This window comes from Falseniella ignava CCUG 37419 (genome assembly GCF_000301055.1).
GTDB lineage: Bacteria > Bacillota > Bacilli > Lactobacillales > Aerococcaceae > Falseniella > Falseniella ignava.
Map to the genome: position 1 here is coordinate 681,427 of NZ_JH932300.1, position 18,611 is coordinate 700,037.

At 37.7% G+C, this 18,611-nt stretch carries 19 protein-coding genes and 1 pseudogene; 14 read left to right on the top strand and 6 right to left on the bottom strand.

Going from position 1 to position 18,611, the window contains the following annotated elements:
- Positions 1–49: 49 nt before the first annotated feature.
- The 8 genes and pseudogenes from HMPREF9707_RS03275 to HMPREF9707_RS08705 all read left to right on the top strand — a co-directional run bounded on the left by HMPREF9707_RS03275 (position 50) and on the right by HMPREF9707_RS08705 (position 9,565).
- Positions 50–442, top strand: a complete 393-nt coding sequence (locus tag HMPREF9707_RS03275) for a conjugal transfer protein (RefSeq protein ID WP_000723888.1) — start codon at positions 50–52, stop codon at positions 440–442.
- Positions 426–2,873: a conjugal transfer ATPase TcpF gene (gene tcpF / locus HMPREF9707_RS03280; RefSeq protein WP_006701291.1), complete on the top strand. Its 2,448-nt coding sequence runs from the start codon at positions 426–428 to the stop codon at positions 2,871–2,873. The genes HMPREF9707_RS03275 and tcpF overlap by 17 nt, the downstream gene beginning before the upstream one ends.
- 2 nt (positions 2,874–2,875) lie before the next feature.
- Positions 2,876–5,053 (top strand): CD3337/EF1877 family mobilome membrane protein, encoded by a 2,178-nt coding sequence (locus tag HMPREF9707_RS03285; protein WP_000804748.1) that lies wholly within the window; start codon positions 2,876–2,878, stop codon positions 5,051–5,053.
- Positions 5,050–6,051, top strand: coding sequence for a bifunctional lytic transglycosylase/C40 family peptidase (locus tag HMPREF9707_RS03290; protein WP_000769868.1), 1,002 nt, complete (start codon positions 5,050–5,052; stop codon positions 6,049–6,051). The genes HMPREF9707_RS03285 and HMPREF9707_RS03290 overlap by 4 nt, the downstream gene beginning before the upstream one ends.
- On the top strand, positions 6,048–6,983 hold the full coding sequence (locus HMPREF9707_RS03295; RefSeq protein ID WP_001224320.1) for a conjugal transfer protein: 936 nt from the start codon (positions 6,048–6,050) through the stop codon (positions 6,981–6,983). The genes HMPREF9707_RS03290 and HMPREF9707_RS03295 overlap by 4 nt, the downstream gene beginning before the upstream one ends.
- Positions 6,984–7,296: 313 nt before the next feature.
- A pseudogene (locus tag HMPREF9707_RS09320) lies at positions 7,297–7,344 on the top strand (hypothetical protein); the annotation flags it as partial.
- Between the two features lie 15 nt (positions 7,345–7,359).
- Positions 7,360–9,279, top strand: coding sequence for a tetracycline resistance ribosomal protection protein Tet(M) (tet(M), locus tag HMPREF9707_RS03300; protein ID WP_000691736.1), 1,920 nt, complete (start codon positions 7,360–7,362; stop codon positions 9,277–9,279).
- A gap of 100 nt (positions 9,280–9,379) precedes the next feature.
- Positions 9,380–9,565 carry a cysteine-rich KTR domain-containing protein gene (locus HMPREF9707_RS08705; RefSeq protein ID WP_011058338.1) on the top strand — a complete coding sequence of 62 codons (186 nt, stop codon included), beginning with the start codon at positions 9,380–9,382 and terminating at the stop codon, positions 9,563–9,565.
- A 59-nt stretch (positions 9,566–9,624) separates the two neighbouring features.
- On the opposite strand, the gene HMPREF9707_RS03310 is transcribed toward HMPREF9707_RS08705, so the two are convergent.
- Entirely contained in the window at positions 9,625–9,978 is a 354-nt protein-coding gene (locus HMPREF9707_RS03310) for a helix-turn-helix transcriptional regulator (RefSeq protein WP_001227347.1), read from the bottom strand.
- Positions 9,979–10,482: 504 nt separating this feature from the next.
- Between HMPREF9707_RS03310 and HMPREF9707_RS03315 the strand changes: the two genes are divergently transcribed.
- The 4 genes from HMPREF9707_RS03315 to HMPREF9707_RS03330 all read left to right on the top strand — a co-directional run bounded on the left by HMPREF9707_RS03315 (position 10,483) and on the right by HMPREF9707_RS03330 (position 13,095).
- The gene (locus HMPREF9707_RS03315) at positions 10,483–10,905 is read left to right on the top strand and encodes a sigma-70 family RNA polymerase sigma factor (protein ID WP_000804885.1); all 423 of its coding nucleotides are present in this window, start codon (positions 10,483–10,485) and stop codon (positions 10,903–10,905) included.
- Positions 10,902–11,132 carry a helix-turn-helix domain-containing protein gene (locus HMPREF9707_RS03320; protein WP_000857133.1) on the top strand — a complete coding sequence of 77 codons (231 nt, stop codon included), beginning with the start codon at positions 10,902–10,904 and terminating at the stop codon, positions 11,130–11,132. The genes HMPREF9707_RS03315 and HMPREF9707_RS03320 overlap by 4 nt, the downstream gene beginning before the upstream one ends.
- Positions 11,133–11,592: 460 nt before the next feature.
- Positions 11,593–11,796, top strand: a complete 204-nt coding sequence (locus HMPREF9707_RS03325) for an excisionase (RefSeq protein WP_000814511.1) — start codon at positions 11,593–11,595, stop codon at positions 11,794–11,796.
- Positions 11,797–11,877: 81 nt separating this feature from the next.
- A complete protein-coding gene (locus HMPREF9707_RS03330) occupies positions 11,878–13,095 on the top strand; it encodes a tyrosine-type recombinase/integrase (RefSeq protein ID WP_001291561.1) in 1,218 nt (405 codons plus the stop codon).
- 231 nt (positions 13,096–13,326) lie between these two features.
- On the opposite strand, the gene HMPREF9707_RS03335 is transcribed toward HMPREF9707_RS03330, so the two are convergent.
- From HMPREF9707_RS03335 to lspA, 5 genes are read right to left on the bottom strand one after another with little or no spacing between them, the layout of a single operon-like run.
- Complete coding sequence (locus HMPREF9707_RS03335; RefSeq protein WP_006701292.1) at positions 13,327–13,608, bottom strand: DUF503 domain-containing protein; 282 nt, start codon at positions 13,606–13,608, stop codon at positions 13,327–13,329.
- 4 nt (positions 13,609–13,612) lie between these two features.
- Positions 13,613–14,308 (bottom strand): hypothetical protein, encoded by a 696-nt coding sequence (locus tag HMPREF9707_RS03340; RefSeq protein ID WP_006701293.1) that lies wholly within the window; start codon positions 14,306–14,308, stop codon positions 13,613–13,615.
- Positions 14,308–15,027, bottom strand: coding sequence for a DUF2786 domain-containing protein (locus HMPREF9707_RS03345; RefSeq protein WP_006701294.1), 720 nt, complete (start codon positions 15,025–15,027; stop codon positions 14,308–14,310). The genes HMPREF9707_RS03340 and HMPREF9707_RS03345 overlap by 1 nt, the downstream gene beginning before the upstream one ends.
- A gap of 42 nt (positions 15,028–15,069) precedes the next feature.
- On the bottom strand, positions 15,070–16,017 hold the full coding sequence (locus tag HMPREF9707_RS03350; RefSeq protein WP_006701295.1) for an RluA family pseudouridine synthase: 948 nt from the start codon (positions 16,015–16,017) through the stop codon (positions 15,070–15,072).
- Entirely contained in the window at positions 16,017–16,475 is a 459-nt protein-coding gene (gene lspA / locus HMPREF9707_RS03355; RefSeq protein ID WP_006701296.1) for a signal peptidase II, read from the bottom strand. The genes HMPREF9707_RS03350 and lspA overlap by 1 nt, the downstream gene beginning before the upstream one ends.
- A gap of 138 nt (positions 16,476–16,613) precedes the next feature.
- On the opposite strand from lspA, the gene HMPREF9707_RS03360 reads away from it, so the two are divergent.
- Together HMPREF9707_RS03360 and HMPREF9707_RS03365 are read left to right on the top strand one after the other, a co-directional pair.
- Positions 16,614–17,255: a hypothetical protein gene (locus HMPREF9707_RS03360; RefSeq protein ID WP_006701297.1), complete on the top strand. Its 642-nt coding sequence runs from the start codon at positions 16,614–16,616 to the stop codon at positions 17,253–17,255.
- Between the two features lie 14 nt (positions 17,256–17,269).
- The gene (locus tag HMPREF9707_RS03365; RefSeq protein WP_006701298.1) at positions 17,270–18,610 is read left to right on the top strand and encodes a putative glycoside hydrolase; all 1,341 of its coding nucleotides are present in this window, start codon (positions 17,270–17,272) and stop codon (positions 18,608–18,610) included.
- The last annotated feature ends 1 nt before the right edge of the window (position 18,611 follow it).

Below are 18,611 nucleotides of genomic sequence, written 5' to 3' on the forward strand. Positions count from 1 at the left end.
CGGGGTGGCTCAATCAGCTACCCCTATTTTTTATGAAAGGATTGATTACATGAAGAAAATACGAAGCTATACCAGTATCTGGTCTGTGGAAAAGGTACTGTATTCTATCAATGATTTTAGACTTCCGTTTCCCATAACCTTTACGCAAATGACATGGTTTGTCGTGTCACTCTTTGCAGTGATGATACTTGGCAACTTGCCCCCTCTTTCCATGATAGAGGGAGCATTTCTCAAATACTTTGGGATTCCTGTGGCTTTCACATGGTTTATGTCTACAAAAACTTTTGATGGTAAAAAGCCTTATGGATTTTTGAAGTCTGTCATTGCTTATGCACTGCGACCAAAGCTGACCTATGCAGGAAAAAAAGTAACGCTTGGCAGAAACCAGCCACAAGAAGCCATTACAGCAGTTAGGAGTGAATTTTATGGCATATCCAATTAAATACATTGAAAACAATCTCGTCTGGAATAAAGACGGGGAATGTTATGCTTACTATGAGCTTGTTCCTTACAATTACTCATTTCTAAGTCCAGAACAGAAAATACAAGTGCATGATTCTTTCAGACAGCTTATCGCACAAAATCGTGATGGCAAAATTCATGCTTTACAAATCAGTACAGAATCCAGCATACGTTCTGCACAAGAGCGTTCCAAAAATGAAGTCACTGGCAAGCTCAAAGCGGTTGCCTATGACAAAATCGACCAACAGACAGACGCTTTAATATCCATGATTGGCGAAAATCAAGTGAACTACCGTTTCTTTATCGGCTTTAAGTTGCTTCTCAACGATCAGGAGTTTTCTATGAAAAGTCTTACCGTTGAAGCAAAAAATGCTTTGTCTGATTTTGTCTATGATGTGAACCATAAGCTGATGGGCGATTTTGTTAGTATGAGTAATGATGAAATCCTGCGTTTTCAGAAGATGGAAAAGCTCTTAGAAAATAAAATCTCTCGTCGTTTCAAAATCCGCAGGTTAGATAAGGACGACTTCGGCTATCTGATTGAACACCTTTACGGACAGACAGGCACTGCCTATGAAGAGTATGAGTACCATCTATCAAAGAAAAAGCTGGATAATGAAACGCTGATTAAATACTATGACTTGATTAAGCCTACTCGCTGTTTGGTGGAAGAAAAACAGCGATATTTGAAAATCCAGCAGGAAGATGAAACCGTCTATGTAGCTTACTTTACCATTAACAGCATTGTCGGAGAACTGGACTTCCCGTCCTCTGAAATCTTCTACTACCAGCAACAGCAATTTACATTCCCGATTGATACGTCAATGAATGTGGAAATTGTAGCGAATCGTAAAGCCCTATCTACTGTCCGCAATAAAAAGAAAGAACTGAAAGACTTGGATAACCACGCTTGGCAAAGTGATAATGAAACCAGCTCCAATGTGGCGGAAGCTCTGGAAAGTGTGAATGAGCTGGAAACCAATTTAGACCAAAGCAAGGAATCTATGTACAAGCTGTCTTATGTGGTAAGGGTATCAGCAAATGATCTTGACGAACTCAAACGTCGTTGTAATGAAGTGAAAGATTTTTATGACGATTTAAGCGTAAAACTGGTACGACCATTTGGGGATATGCTCGGCTTACATGAAGAATTTTTACCTGCCAGCAAGCGTTATATGAATGATTATATTCAATACGTGACCTCTGATTTCCTCGCTGGTTTAGGTTTTGGTGCTACTCAAATGCTGGGGGAAAATGAGGGGATTTATGTTGGCTACAGCTTAGATACTGGACGCAATGTCTATCTGAAACCTGCTCTTGCCAGTCAAGGGGTTAAGGGTTCAGTAACCAATGCGTTAGCGTCGGCTTTTGTTGGTTCGCTGGGTGGTGGTAAATCCTTTGCGAATAACCTTATCGTCTATTATGCGGTGCTTTATGGGGCACAAGCAGTGATTGTAGACCCAAAAGCAGAACGTGGCAGATGGAAAGAAACCTTGCCAGAGATTTCCCATGAAATCAATATCGTCACTCTGACTTCTGATGAGAAAAACAAAGGCTTACTTGACCCTTATGTGATTATGAAAAATCCCAAAGATTCTGAATCACTGGCTATTGATATTCTGACATTCCTTACGGGGATTTCCTCTCGTGATGGGGAACGCTTCCCAATCCTTAGAAAAGCCATTCGTGCAGTAACCAATAGTGAAGTACGAGGGTTGATGAAAGTGATTGAGGAATTACGGGTTGAGAATACGCCACTAAGTACCAGTATAGCCGACCATATCGAAAGTTTTACAGACTATGACTTTGCACATTTATTATTCAGTAATGGTTATGTGGAGCAGTCTATCAGCTTAGAAAAACAACTGAACATTATACAGGTTGCGGACTTGGTACTTCCCGATAAGGAAACTTCCTTTGAGGAATATACCACTATGGAGCTTTTATCCGTTGCTATGCTGATTGTCATTAGTACCTTTGCTTTAGACTTTATCCATACAGACCAAAGCATTTTCAAGATTGTAGATTTAGACGAAGCATGGAGCTTTTTACAGGTAGCACAAGGAAAAACACTATCTATGAAGCTGGTTCGGGCTGGTCGTGCTATGAACGCTGGGGTATATTTCGTGACCCAAAATACAGACGACCTCTTAGATGAAAAACTGAAAAATAACCTCGGCTTAAAATTTGCATTTCGTTCCACTGACCTTAACGAGATTAAAAAGACCTTAGCCTTTTTTGGTGTAGACCCAGAGGACGAAAACAATCAGAAGCGATTGCGTGATTTGGAAAACGGGCAATGCCTTATCAGTGATTTATATGGTCGTGTCGGTGTGATACAGTTCCACCCTGTATTTGAAGAACTGCTCCATGCCTTTGATACCAGACCACCTGTGCGAAAAGAGGTGTAAATGTGAAACCATCAATAGTAAACAGAATAAAATCAAACTGGACGCTGAAACGTCTAGGTAAAGTGGCAATGACAGTGGCTTTCACACTTGTGATTGCCATTTTTCTTTTAGCCATGCTGGGAACGGTGGTTCAAGCTGCGGGCTTGGTAGATGATACGGTCAATGTGGCAAATGAATACAGCCGATACCCACTTGAAAACTATCAACTGGATTTTTATGTGGATAATAGCTGGGGCTGGCTTCCGTGGAACTGGTCGGACGGGATTGGAAAACAGGTCATGTATGGACTATATGCCATTACCAATTTTATTTGGACAATCAGTTTGTATGTTTCCAATGCGACAGGTTACTTAGTACAGGAAGCCTATTCCTTAGACTTCATTTCCGCTACAGCAGATTCCATTGGTAAGAATATGCAGACCTTAGCTGGTGTGAGTGCAAACGGATTTTCAACAGAGGGTTTCTATGTTGGATTCCTCTTACTCTTGATTTTGGTTCTTGGGGTTTATGTTGCCTATACGGGACTGATAAAGAGAGAAACCACAAAGGCAATTCATGCCATTATGAATTTTGTGCTGGTGTTTATCCTATCGGCTTCCTTTATTGCCTACGCTCCCGACTACATTAAAAAAATCAATGACTTTTCATCAGACATCAGTAATGCCAGTTTATCACTTGGCACGAAGATTGTCATGCCCCATTCCGATAGTCAAGGCAAGGACAGCGTGGACTTAATCAGAGATAGCCTGTTTTCCATACAGGTTCAGCAACCGTGGCTACTGCTTCAATACAACAGTTCAGACATTGAAAGTATCGGTATTGACCGTGTGGAAAGCCTGCTCTCCACCAGCCCAGATTCCAACAATGGCGAAGACAGAGAAAAAATTGTTGCGGAAGAAATTGAAGACAGAAGCAATACCAATCTAACCATTACAAAGACCATTAACCGTTTAGGTACAGTCTTCTTCCTATTTGTCTTCAATATTGGGATTTCCATATTTGTATTCCTATTAACAGGAATCATGATTTTCTCGCAGGTACTTTTTATCATCTATGCTATGTTTCTGCCTGTGAGCTTTATTTTAAGCATGATTCCATCATTTGATGGTATGTCAAAACGAGCCATAACAAAGCTCTTTAATACCATTTTGACACGAGCTGGAATCACATTGATTATTACGACAGCATTTAGTATTTCAACCATGCTCTATACCTTATCGGCTGGTTATCCGTTCTTTTTGATTGCTTTTCTACAGATTGTGACCTTTGCAGGAATCTACTTCAAGCTGGGCGATTTAATGAGTATGTTTTCTCTACAGAGTAACGATTCTCAAAGTGTGGGAAGTCGTGTGATGAGAAAACCTCGTATGCTTATGCACGCTCACATGCACCGTCTACAGCGGAAACTTGGACGTTCCATGACTACTCTAGGGGCTGGGTCTGCCATTGTTACAGGTAAAAAAGGACAGTCGGGTTCGGGGAGTTCTGCAAGGACACAAGCAGATCACTCCCGACCAGACGGAAAGGAAAAATCAACACTTGGAAAACGTATCGGTCAAACCATCGGTACAGTAGCTGATACCAAAGACAGAATGGTAGACACTGCTAGTGGTTTGAAAGAACAGGTTAAAGATTTGCCGACCAATGCAAGATATGCAGTATATCAAGGAAAATCCAAAGTAAAAGAGAATGTCCGTGATTTAACCAGTAGTATTTCTCAAACCAAAGCGGACAGAGCCAGTGGACGCAAGGAACAGCAGGAACAAAGGCGAAAAACCATTGCGAAGCGTCGCTCTGAAATGGAACAGGTCAAACAGAAAAAACAGCCTGCTTCTTCTGTTCATGAAAGACCGACTACAAGACAAGAACAATATCATGATGAACAGACCTCAAAACAGTCTAATATTCAGACTTCATATAAGGAATCTCAACAAGCCAAACAAGAGCGTCCAGCAGTTAAGTCCGATTTTTCAAGTCCAAAAGTGGAACGCCAAGGCAATACCGTTCAAGAAAAAACCGTTCAAAAGCCAGCAACTTCAACCACTACAGCAGATAGAACTTCACAACGTCCAATCACAAAAGAACGTCCGTCTACTGTTCAAAGAGTACCACTACAAAATACAAGAAGTAGACCACCAATCAAAACCGCCACCATTAAGAAAGTCGGTAAGAAACCATGAAGTTGAAAACTTTAGTGATTGGTGGTTCTGGATTATTCTTGATGGTCTTCTCACTGCTTCTGTTTGTTGCCATTTTATTTTCAGATGAACAGGACAGCGGAATTTCCAATATTCATTATGGAGGTGTGAATGTTTCCGCAGAAGTGCTGGCTCATAAGCCTATGGTAGAAAAATATGCCAAAGAATATGGCGTTGAAGAATATGTCAACATACTTCTTGCGATTATACAGGTGGAATCGGGCGGTACTGCGGAAGATGTTATGCAGTCCTCGGAATCCCTCGGTCTTCCACCTAATTCATTGAGTACAGAAGAATCCATTAAGCAAGGTGTGAAGTATTTCAGTGAATTATTAGCCAGTAGCGAAAGGCTCAGTGTAGATTTAGAATCGGTTATCCAGTCCTACAATTATGGTGGTGGTTTCTTAGGGTATGTGGCTAATCGTGGAAATAAATATACCTTTGAACTGGCTCAAAGTTTCTCAAAAGAGTATTCAGGTGGCGAAAAAGTGTCTTACCCCAATCCCATAGCCATACCTATCAATGGGGGCTGGCGATACAACTATGGCAATATGTTTTATGTGCAACTGGTAACGCAGTATCTTGTCACAACAGAGTTTGATGATGATACGGTACAAGCCATCATGGACGAAGCACTGAAATATGAGGGCTGGCGATACGTTTACGGTGGAGCTTCCCCGACTACTTCTTTTGATTGTAGCGGACTGACACAATGGACGTATGGAAAAGCTGGAATTAACTTACCACGAACCGCACAACAGCAATATGATGTGACCCAGCATATCCCACTATCGGAAGCACAAGCTGGCGATTTGGTTTTCTTTCATTCTACCTATAACGCTGGCTCTTATATTACTCATGTTGGGATATACCTTGGCAATAACCGTATGTTTCATGCAGGCGACCCAATCGGTTATGCCGACTTAACAAGCCCCTACTGGCAACAGCATTTAGTGGGAGCAGGACGAATCAAACAATGAGAAAGGAAGATTTAATGATGAAATTTAGAAAAAATCAGAATAAAGAAAAACAGATACCAAAGGAAAAGAAACCTCGTGTCTACTATAAGGTCAATCCTCATAAAAAGGTTGTGATTGCCTTGTGGGTACTTTTAGGGCTTAGTTTCAGCTTTGCGATATTCAAGCACTTTACAGCTATAGATACTCATACTATTCACGAAACAACTATCATAGAAAAGGAATACGTTGATACTCATCATGTAGAAAATTTTGTAGAGAACTTTGCGAAAGTCTACTATTCATGGGAGCAATCCGATAAGTCCATTGATAATCGAATGGAAAGTCTAAAAGGCTATCTGACAGATGAACTTCAAGCTCTCAATGTTGATACAGTACGCAAAGATATTCCTGTATCGTCTTCTGTAAGAGGATTTCAGATATGGACGGTAGAGCCAACTGGCGACAATGAGTTTAATGTAACCTACAGTGTAGACCAGCTCATTACAGAGGGAGAAAATACAAAGACCGTCCACTCTGCTTATATAGTGAGTGTCTATGTAGATGGTTCTGGAAATATGGTACTGGTTAAGAATCCGACCATTACCAACATACCTAAGAAATCAAGTTATAAACCAAAAGCCATTGAAAGTGAGGGGACGGTTGATTCCATTACAACCAATGAAATCAATGAATTTTTAACGACGTTCTTCAAGCTCTATCCTACAGCGACAGCCAGTGAACTTTCCTACTATGTGAATGACGGGATATTAAAACCAATCGGAAAAGAGTACATCTTTCAAGAACTGGTAAATCCTATTCACAATCGTAAGGATAATCAAGTCACGGTATCGCTGACAGTGGAGTATATCGACCAGCAGACCAAAGCAACGCAGGTATCTCAATTTGATTTGGTACTTGAAAAGAACGGGAGTAATTGGAAGATTATAGAATAACAAATATTGGTACATTATTACAGCTATTTTGTAATCACGTACTCTCTTTGATAAAAAATTGGAGATTCCTTTACAAATATGCTCTTACGTGCTATTATTTAAGTATCTATTTAAAAGGAGTTAATAAATATGCGGCAAGGTATTCTTAAATAAACTGTCAATTTGATAGTGGGAACAAATAATTGGATGTCCTTTTTTAGGAGGGCTTAGTTTTTTGTACCCAGTTTAAGAATACCTTTATCATGTGATTCTAAAGTATCCGGAGAATATCTGTATGCTTTGTATGCCTATGGTTATGCATAAAAATCCCAGTGATAAGAGTATTTATCACTGGGTTTTTTATGCCCTTTTGGGTTTTTGAATGGAGGAAAATCACATGAAAATTATTAATATTGGAGTTTTAGCTCATGTTGATGCAGGAAAAACTACCTTAACAGAAAGCTTATTATATAACAGTGGAGCGATTACAGAATTAGGAAGCGTGGACAAAGGTACAACGAGGACGGATAATACGCTTTTAGAACGTCAGAGAGGAATTACAATTCAGACAGGAATAACCTCTTTTCAGTGGGAAAATACGAAGGTGAACATCATAGACACGCCAGGACATATGGATTTCTTAGCAGAAGTATATCGTTCATTATCAGTTTTAGATGGGGCAATTCTACTGATTTCTGCAAAAGATGGCGTACAAGCACAAACTCGTATATTATTTCATGCACTTAGGAAAATGGGGATTCCCACAATCTTTTTTATCAATAAGATTGACCAAAATGGAATTGATTTATCAACGGTTTATCAGGATATTAAAGAGAAACTTTCTGCCGAAATTGTAATCAAACAGAAGGTAGAACTGTATCCTAATATGTGTGTGACGAACTTTACCGAATCTGAACAATGGGATACGGTAATAGAGGGAAACGATGACCTTTTAGAGAAATATATGTCCGGTAAATCATTAGAAGCATTGGAACTCGAACAAGAGGAAAGCATAAGATTTCAGAATTGTTCTCTGTTCCCTCTTTATCATGGAAGTGCAAAAAGTAATATAGGGATTGATAACCTTATAGAAGTTATTACTAATAAATTTTATTCATCAACACATCGAGGTCCGTCTGAACTTTGCGGAAATGTTTTCAAAATTGAATATACAAAAAAAAGACAACGTCTTGCATATATACGCCTTTATAGTGGAGTACTACATTTACGAGATTCGGTTAGAGTATCAGAAAAAGAAAAAATAAAAGTTACAGAAATGTATACTTCAATAAATGGTGAATTATGTAAGATTGATAGAGCTTATTCTGGAGAAATTGTTATTTTGCAAAATGAGTTTTTGAAGTTAAATAGTGTTCTTGGAGATACAAAACTATTGCCACAGAGAAAAAAGATTGAAAATCCGCACCCTCTACTACAAACAACTGTTGAACCGAGTAAACCTGAACAGAGAGAAATGTTGCTTGATGCCCTTTTGGAAATCTCAGATAGTGATCCGCTTCTACGATATTACGTGGATTCTACGACACATGAAATTATACTTTCTTTCTTAGGGAAAGTACAAATGGAAGTGATTAGTGCACTGTTGCAAGAAAAGTATCATGTGGAGATAGAACTAAAAGAGCCTACAGTCATTTATATGGAGAGACCGTTAAAAAATGCAGAATATACCATTCACATCGAAGTGCCGCCAAATCCTTTCTGGGCTTCCATTGGTTTATCTGTATCACCGCTTCCGTTGGGAAGTGGAATGCAGTATGAGAGCTCGGTTTCTCTTGGATACTTAAATCAATCATTTCAAAATGCAGTTATGGAAGGGATACGCTATGGTTGCGAACAAGGATTATATGGTTGGAATGTGACGGATTGTAAAATCTGTTTTAAGTACGGTTTATACTATAGCCCTGTTAGTACTCCAGCAGATTTTCGGATGCTTGCTCCTATTGTATTGGAACAAGTCTTAAAAAAAGCTGGAACAGAATTGTTAGAGCCATATCTTAGTTTTAAAATTTATGCGCCACAGGAATATCTTTCACGAGCATACAACGATGCTCCTAAATATTGTGCGAACATCGTAGACACTCAATTGAAAAATAATGAGGTCATTCTTAGTGGAGAAATCCCTGCTCGGTGTATTCAAGAATATCGTAGTGATTTAACTTTCTTTACAAATGGACGTAGTGTTTGTTTAACAGAGTTAAAAGGGTACCATGTTACTACCGGTGAACCTGTTTGCCAGCCCCGTCGTCCAAATAGTCGGATAGATAAAGTACGATATATGTTCAATAAAATAACTTAGTGTATTTTATGTTGTTATATAAATATGGTTTCTTGTTAAATAAGATGAAATATTTTTTAATAAAGATTTGAATTAAAGTGTAAAGGAGGAGATAGTTATTATAAACTACAAGTGGATATTGTGTCCTGTATGTGGAAATAAAACACGATTAAAGATAAGGGAAGATACTGAATTAAAAAAATTCCCCCTCTATTGTCCGAAATGCAGACAAGAAAATTTAATTGAAATAAAGCAGTTCAAAGTAACTGTGATTACAGAGCCAGACGCAAAGACGCAGAGCCGATAAAATGAGATTAATACAATCTCATTTTATCGGCTCTTTCCGTTATGTATGGATTCTTTTAATTAGTCTTCGATGTTTCTTGCTTCGTTGATACCGCTGGCTAAAGATTCCATTAAGGATAGTTCTTTGTCTGTAAAGCTATCCATGTATTTCTCTATCTGTAATCGTCGGGTGCTTTTTACCAAGTTATTAGCAGGTAAGAAAAATTCATCAACGGAAACATGAAGTAACGATACAAGGTCATAAAGAACTTGTATGCTGGGGTGTTGCCCTTTATTTTCAATATTAGTTAAGTACCGTGGGTCAATTTCAATCAATGCTCCCACTTGTTCACGAGTTAAACCTCGTTTCAATCGAGCTTCTTTAATGGCTAAACCAAAGGCTCTAAAATCATATTTATCTTCTTTTTTACGCATAGTAGACCACCTCTATACATTTTATTGTTCCTACTGAATTAAAAACAGGTATAGAAAAACGTGTTATATGGTTTATAGGTTTATATTTAATAAAAAGCACTACTAAACGCCAATAAAAAAAACCGTTATATGGTAGTGCTATTTACGCTGTTAAAATATTGTATATTACTTCCAAATGGCGGTTTGTTGGAGGTCAACGTCGCCATGAAGTACATCATATACAATAAATTTCCTTACATTGGGTTCTTGTCAAAAAAAGTCGTCTATCTGCAATAGATAAGTACGTCCACCAATGTGGTTTTATAAATCATATAGATAGAATAACAGAAGCATGTAAACAGAGAAATAAATCTGTTTATATGCTTTTTTGGCTATTCAGAACTTTTTTACAAAGTTTATTTATCAGTAATGCAACAAATCCCCCTTTCACATTGGGACTAAGAGTGAAAGGAGATAAACGAGCAAGGCTCACTTCCTTTCCTAGACAGAAAGGGGGTGAGAAACATGAAACCATCTTCTTTTCAGACCACAATAGAAAATCAGTTTGACTATATCTGTAAACGTGCTATGGAAGACGAGCGAAAGAATTATATGCTTTATCTTTCAAGGATTGCAAAGCGTGAGGTGTCCTTTTCGGATGTTGGCGATTATCTTGTTAGCCAGTTTGCGACAACAGATAACTATTCAACTGACTTTCAGATTTTTACACTCAATGGGTTATCAGTAGGCGTTGAAAATGATTTGTTGAGTGAAGCATTACGTGAGTTGCCAGACAAGAAACGTGAAATTCTACTGCTGTTTTACTTTATGGACATGAGCGATTCAGAAATTGCAGACCTGTTGAAATTGAACCGTTCTACTGTCTATCGGCATAGAACCAGTGGACTAGCCTTAATTAAAAAGTTTATGGAGGAATTTGAAGAATGAAAACACAATATCCTATGATTCCCTTTCCTCTCATTGTAAAGGCAACAGATGGCGATACCGAAGCGATTAACCAGATTCTACATCATTACAGAGGGTACATAACGAAGCGTTCCCTACGACTTATGAAAGATGAATATGGCAATCAAAGTATGGTCGTTGATGAAGTCTTACGTGGAAGAATGGAAACCAGACTGATTACAAAGATTTTGTCATTTGAAATTAAGTAATATCCTCTCTCCTTTCGTGGAAGCGTGCTAAACCATTCCACGCTTCCCGAACAGGGAGGTTTGTTATTCCACCAAAGCATATTGAGCTTTCAATGTGTTTTGATAGGCTAACGAGCCATTGTTCTTTGAAAACTGAATAAAAGTAATCGAATACGTTTCGATAAGAAAAGAGCCAACGGAACTAACCGCCATGACCTATCTTATAAAGATAGCGAGCGATTCATGTTAGTGATCCGAGAAGCAATCTTTAGCAGGATTGCCTGCAACGACATTCTTATCGTGATAATGATACTCCCATACAGTCAATAGTCCGAGCGTGATAAAACCGTCGCAGGCAATGAGTATGGCTACATGAGAACCATGCAGGGGTGGAACTCCCGTGAGCTTTGCTAAAGCTGTTCGATTGCTGGTAAAACAACTTTTATGAAATCCAAATAAGTGATTTGGAAAGGAGGATTTTATGAAGCAGACTGACATTCCTATTTGGGAACGTTATACCCTAACCATTGAAGAAGCGTCAAAATATTTTCGTATTGGCGAAAACAAGCTACGACGCTTGGCAGAGGAAAATAAAAATGCAAATTGGCTGATTATGAATGGCAATCGTATTCAGATTAAACGAAAACAATTTGAAAAAATTATAGATACATTGGACGCAATCTAGCGTCGCCAAAGGGTCTTGTATATGATAAAATAGTATTAAGTCGTATCAAGGCTCTTTCCATAAAGGAAAGGAGCAAATGCCATGTCAGAAAAAAGACGTGACAATAAAGGTCGAATCTTAAAGACTGGAGAGAGCCAACGAAAAGACGGAAGATACTTATACAAATATATAGATTCATTTGGAGAACCGCAATTTGTTTACTCGTGGAAACTTGTGGCTACAGACCGAGTACCAGCAGGAAAGCGTGATTGTATCTCACTTAGAGAGAAAATCGCAGAGTTACAGAAAGACATTCATGATGGTATTGATGTTGTAGGAAAGAAAATGACACTCTGCCAGCTTTACGCAAAACAGAACGCTCAAAGACCAAAGGTTAGAAAAAACACTGAAACTGGACGCAAATATCTTATGGATATTTTGAAGAAAGACAAGTTAGGTGTAAGAAGTATTGACAGTATTAAGCCATCAGACGCTAAAGAATGGGCTATTAGAATGAGTGAAAATGGTTATGCTTATCAAACCATCAATAACTACAAACGTTCTTTAAAGGCTTCATTCTATATTGCTATACAAGATGATTGTGTTCGGAAGAATCCATTTGACTTTCAACTGAAAGCAGTTCTTGATGATGATACTGTCCCTAAGACCGTACTAACAGAAGAACAGGAAGAAAAACTGTTAGCCTTTGCAAAAGCTGATAAAACCTACAGCAAAAATTATGATGAAATTCTGATACTCTTAAAAACAGGTCTTCGTATTTCAGAGTTTGGTGGTTTGACACTTCCAGATTTAGATTTTGAGAATCGTCTTGTCAATATAGACCATCAGCTATTGAGAGATACTGAAATTGGGTACTACATTGAAACACCAAAGACCAAAAGTGGCGAACGTCAAGTTCCTATGGTTGAAGAAGCCTATCAAGCATTTAAGCGAGTGTTAGCGAATCGAAAGAATGATAAGCGTGTTGAGATTGATGGATATAGTGATTTCCTCTTTCTTAATAGAAAGAACTATCCAAAAGTGGCAAGTGATTACAACGGCATGATGAAAGGTCTTGTTAAGAAATACAATAAGTATAACGAGGATAAATTGCCACACATCACTCCACATAGTTTGCGACATACATTCTGTACCAACTATGCAAATGCAGGAATGAATCCAAAGGCATTACAGTACATTATGGGACATGCTAATATAGCCATGACGCTGAACTATTACGCACATGCAACATTCGATTCTGCAATGGCAGAAATGAAACGCTTGAATAAAGAGAAGCAACAGGAGCGTCTTGTTGCTTAGTAGTACAAATGAATTTACTACTTATTTACCACTTCTGACAGCTAAGACATGAGGAAATATGCAAAGAAACGTGAAGTATCTTCCTACAGTAAAAATACTCGAAAGCACATAGAATAAGGCTTTACGAGCATTTAAGAAAATATAAAAAGATAATTAGAAATTTATACTTTGTTTATGCATAAAAATAAGGTTAAAGTCTGTTGGATAAACAAACTTTAACCTTTTAATTTATTATCGCTCTTCAATAATATAGTGTTGCAATTGAACAGGATAGTATGAAATGATACGTTCAAGCCATTGCTCTAGCATATCTTTAGCTAAATTTCGTTGATTACTGATCGTGACAAATCCTAAACGAGTTAGATTATAAGTATCATGATTGGATATTTCACAACTAGAAATTTTGAGTTGATTACGGGCATAATCTAAAATTGAACGAATTATGCGACGCTTATCTTTTAATGAATAACAATCTTCTAATAATAGCTCGACTTCAAGTAAATAAATAAACATACTTCTACCAAATCCGATGTCCGATATTCGTAATTAATAGGCCTAATTCAATGTCCCAACGGCAATATTGAATATAGACTAATTCTTCCCCCGTCCCATTATAAGCCATCTGTGGCATATAATAATCGCCATAAAATTGTTGGTCTTGATTTGCATGAAGAAATTCAATGGTTTGCGTAATATAATACCCTTTACTTAATCCTTCTTCATTCGTCACAATTACTTCAGAACCAATATGTAACAAATCTTGATCGTGGAGTGGATTAAAAACGCCATTATCTGATAAATTATAATAATGCCCAAAAAAAGTTTCAATTCCGCGCTTACCGACTCGGACAGCTTCATTGCGTCCAAGTGCTTCATTAAGGGTTTCAAAATCTTCTCCATATCCGCGATTCCCTTTTAAGTCAGTATAGTAAAAGGGATGACCGTTCACGACCAAGGTATTGGGTTCAAATCCTCTCGCTTCTCCTGCGGGATACTTAATATTTACCTCGCCTTGATAAACATTTTCCAGAGGAATCGGTTGATGGATTACTGCACCTTCAATCAAACTTGGATCTGGGAATCGATAGACATCATTCCAATGCAGATAGCTATAAGTAGCCAGCTCCGCTATCGGTTCGATTGTTTCACTGACAGAGGGTGGCACCATGTTCAACAAGCCAGCTAAGAGCGAGAAAATGAGTAACAATGACATTATGAATTCCTCCTAGGTTCACTTGAATTTTGTTCAATATGACGGGCCATCAAATCTACTGTATTTCCCTTATGATATCCATCGCTATACGCTTGACTCGATTCGTTATACTCAGGCGCTTTAAATTTCAAACGGCCATTAATCTCATGTTCAAATTTTTCTTTCACGGCAGAAGGTGTTTGAATCACTAAATCATAAATTGGATTATCTTCTGAAAACTCATGACGTTGGCGATCAAACTTATCTTTCAGGCCATCTAAGAACCCTTGGTAATAAGATCTTCGTGTAATTGCAATTGTTGTATCAGAATCAATTTCTTTTAATGCTATAGACGCATAGTGTTTCATCATTTGTGCTGCCAAATGATAAACTTCGTACGCTAATTCAACGTCTTCCTCAAACCCCATAAGGACTAATTTGCGCTGAACACTTTCTTGGTGAGGTAGGCGATGACTTTGGATGTAAAACATTACTCGGAAATTTTTAGCAATAATCTTTACCAAATCTTTTTCCCACCAATAAATCCGTTTATAAACCGATAGGGATTTAATAACAATCTCTTGAGGATTTGATGCATCCACTTCTTGTTGTGAAATTTTATATTTTAGCATTAATTTTTGAGCCATGAGTAAAGCAGTCTGACCTTCAGTATCCGAGGCATCTTCGGCTAAAGTTAATAAATTTCGAATTTTATCAAGAATTTTTTGATTGTTTGACATTCGCACCCCTCCTCAGATAATACTTATTTATTATATCATAAATCATGGATTAAGGGGTGTTAAGCTGCCTAACAGTTGGCGCATCGAATCTGGCATGGGTGCTTCGAACTTCATTTCTTGCTGAGTGACCGGATGAATTAAATGTAATTTCGAGGCATGTAAGTATTGACCATCCTTTAAAGAATTTAGCGATGTGGCGCTACCGTGTATTGCAGATCGATATAAAGGGTCACCAACAATGGGATGTCCGATATAATCAAAATGAGCTCGAATTTGGTGCGTTCGTCCAGTATCGAGTTTTGCTTCTACAAGTGTGGCTCCCACATACCGTTCAATTACTTTGAAATGCGTGATGGCTTCCTTCCCTGCTGCATCGCCCGTATATTTCAAACGGTTCTTCGAATCGCGCCGCAATGGAATATCAATGATACCAGATTGTGGACCAATTTCACCAAGTACTAAGGCGGTATAAATCCGCCCCATCGTCCGATCCATTAATTGTTGCGCGAGAACTCGGTGTGCTGAGTTATTTTTAGCAATTGCTATTAATCCAGAAGTATCTTTATCAATTCGATGAACAATTCCCGGTCGAAAAGATCCCGCCTCATCACTCAATGTGTTTTGAAAATGATAAACTAGGCGATTGACTAAAGTTCCATTTGGATGTCCCTTTGAAGGATGCACAACTAGTCCTTTAGGTTTATTAATAATAATCAGCTCAGAATCTTCAAAAATAATATCAAGCGGTGATTTATCAGGTGTAATCTCAATTGGGTCCTCATTATCAATCGGAATTTGAATTGTGACTGTCTCATCTCCGTTGGTCACATAATTTGCCTTTACTTGTTTACCGTTCACGGTTACTTGTTGGTCTTTAATCCATTTTTGAATGGTTGAGCGACTCTCTTTCGGAAAATAATTTAAAAGTACTCGATCTAGTCGATCTTCTTCGCCGTCTAGCACATAAGTGAATTCTTCATATTTTATCATTATAGATAATCCTTTCCTTCTTGATCGGTAAAAATGATGAGTATTAAAGCGATACACCCTAGTGTTAAGGCCGCATCAGCAATATTAAAAACCGGAAAATTTATAAAGTCTAATTGAATCATATCAATGACATAACCTAATCGTACGCGATCAATCAAATTACCTACTGCTCCACCGAGTAACAATCCATAGGTGCATCGAATAATTGGTGAATCATTTTGATGTTTATAAATTAAATAACACAAATATCCAACAATAAATATCGTGATAAAAATAAAAAATAATGCTCTCCCTTGCATCATTCCCCACCCAGCACCATAGTTATGGAGATACGTCAAATTTATAAAGTTGGGTATGAAGACTTGAGGCTGTTGGAATGGTAAATTCATCACACACCAATATTTAATCAATTGATCAAATATGATGACAAATATTGCGATTAAAAAAGAAAATAACATCTTCGTTTCCTCTCATATTTATGATTTGACTCGTTTGAATCTGTCCTTTAGATATTATATACTAAACTATGTTATAAAGAAATTTCCAATGATATTAAGGGCCCCTTAATATCTATTTTTAAAAATTAGGAGAAAACCATGAAAAAAATAACAAAATATCTATCAATTTTATTGATTTCAACCCTATTATTTGGTTGTGACAATTCACTCGAACGCTCAAAACGAACAATTGATGCCTTGCAAGATAATATGACTCAAATCATCAATATTTTAAATGAGATTCAAAATGAAGAAGAGAATATCCAGCGTGACTTTGAAGCAACGCTTAATTCTGAAGATGGACTCACAGCATTTGGTGATGAAAATTCTGCTATTCAAATCAATGTTTCGGAACGTGAATATCAATTAGGTCTATTATCAGAACAACTGGTTGCTTTAGAAAAGTACATTGAAGAATTTACGACATTTACAGATGCAGAATTACTTGATCGTCAAGAAGTGATTCAACAGATTGATTTGTTGAATCAGCTACAAGAGAATTTAGCGGTTTATAGCAAGGACTATCAAGCGAATATCCAAAGCGAACAACAAATCTATCATTCGCTATCTGACCCAGAAATTGATTACAATCGCTTTTATCAAATTTTTGAACAAGTTGAAACATTAATGACAACAAACCATATTAACTTAGAGAAAATTTTAGGTTATTTTGAACCAATCAATACTCAATTAATTAATTTCAAAATCTACCTAGTCAATTTATCGGAATCTAAAGAATAGTTTGTGAGGGAAATATGACGTTAAAAATTTTAAAGCGTTGCTTACTTTTATTGGGTGCCATGGCAATTATCGTTGGATGCGATACCTTATTATCATCTCAAAATAATAGCGACAATTCTGAATCCACCGAATCGCTCTCGGAAGTTACCTATTCTCCAGAAGAATTGAAAGAATTTCAAGATCGCGTTCAAAAAAATGCTGTCAATCGTTATAAAGATTTACAAATACCAACCGACCCTTTGCTCGTAAAACCAGATAGTCTCCCGGCTGATTTATTATATGTTAGTCAAATCGATATCCCCTACCCAGTAGATGGAGTTAAGGGTATCTACTTAACAGAGTCAAATGTTTCCAATCCAGAATATTTTGACGAAATCATTAATTATATTGATCAAACAGAACTTAATGCTGTCGTCTTAAACTTTAAAGATGATTGGGGAAATATTTTACAATCTTTTGAGACAGATAATCCAAATATTGAGGCAAATATTACTGCTACAGTGGATTACCATAAGATTTTAGAAAAGTTAGCATCGAAACAAATATATCCAATTGCTCGTATTGTCACCTTTAAAGATTCGAGATTAGCCGAACTCAGACCGGATTTATCATTCCATGACATTTCAACCGGAGAAATTTGGTCGGACGGTGGCGGATCTAAATTTATTAATCCATTTTTACAAGAAACATGGGACTATATTATTTCGATTGCTGAAGAAGCAGCAAAACTCGGATTTAAAGAAATTCAATTTGACTATATTCGATTTCCAGAAGGTTTCCATGTTTTTAGTCAAGATTTGGAATATGAACTGGGAGAATATGCCGCTTATGTCAGTGAAGATCCAGAATTAGAAGGACAAGAAAGAACTCAAGCCATTGCGGATTTTTTAGATTATGCACGTGAAAAGTTAGCGCCTTACGATGTAGAGATTAGTGCCGATGTCTTTGGTTACACTGCCGTTGCAGGAAATGCCCCAGATGTACGTGGTATTGGGCAAGACTTCAAACTGATGGCTGAACGAGTCGATGTAGTTTCATCCATGATTTATCCGTCGCATTGGAGTGAAGGGTTCTTTGGTTTTGACTATCCAGATTTGTACCCTTATGACTTTACAAAAGCCTATATGCAAGAAGAAGCGAATGTGCTCGCAGAAGTAGTGAACCCTGTGAAAACACGCCCTTGGTTGCAAGATTTTACAGCAGATTACCTTCCTGAAGGAACCTATATGTACTACGGACCTCAAGAAGTCGAAGACCAAATTCGTGCCTTGAAAGAATTAGGAGTCCATGAATTCCTATTATGGAATGCAGCTGGAGATTACAGTCGACCGGTTAATTACGACCCACCCCTATAAA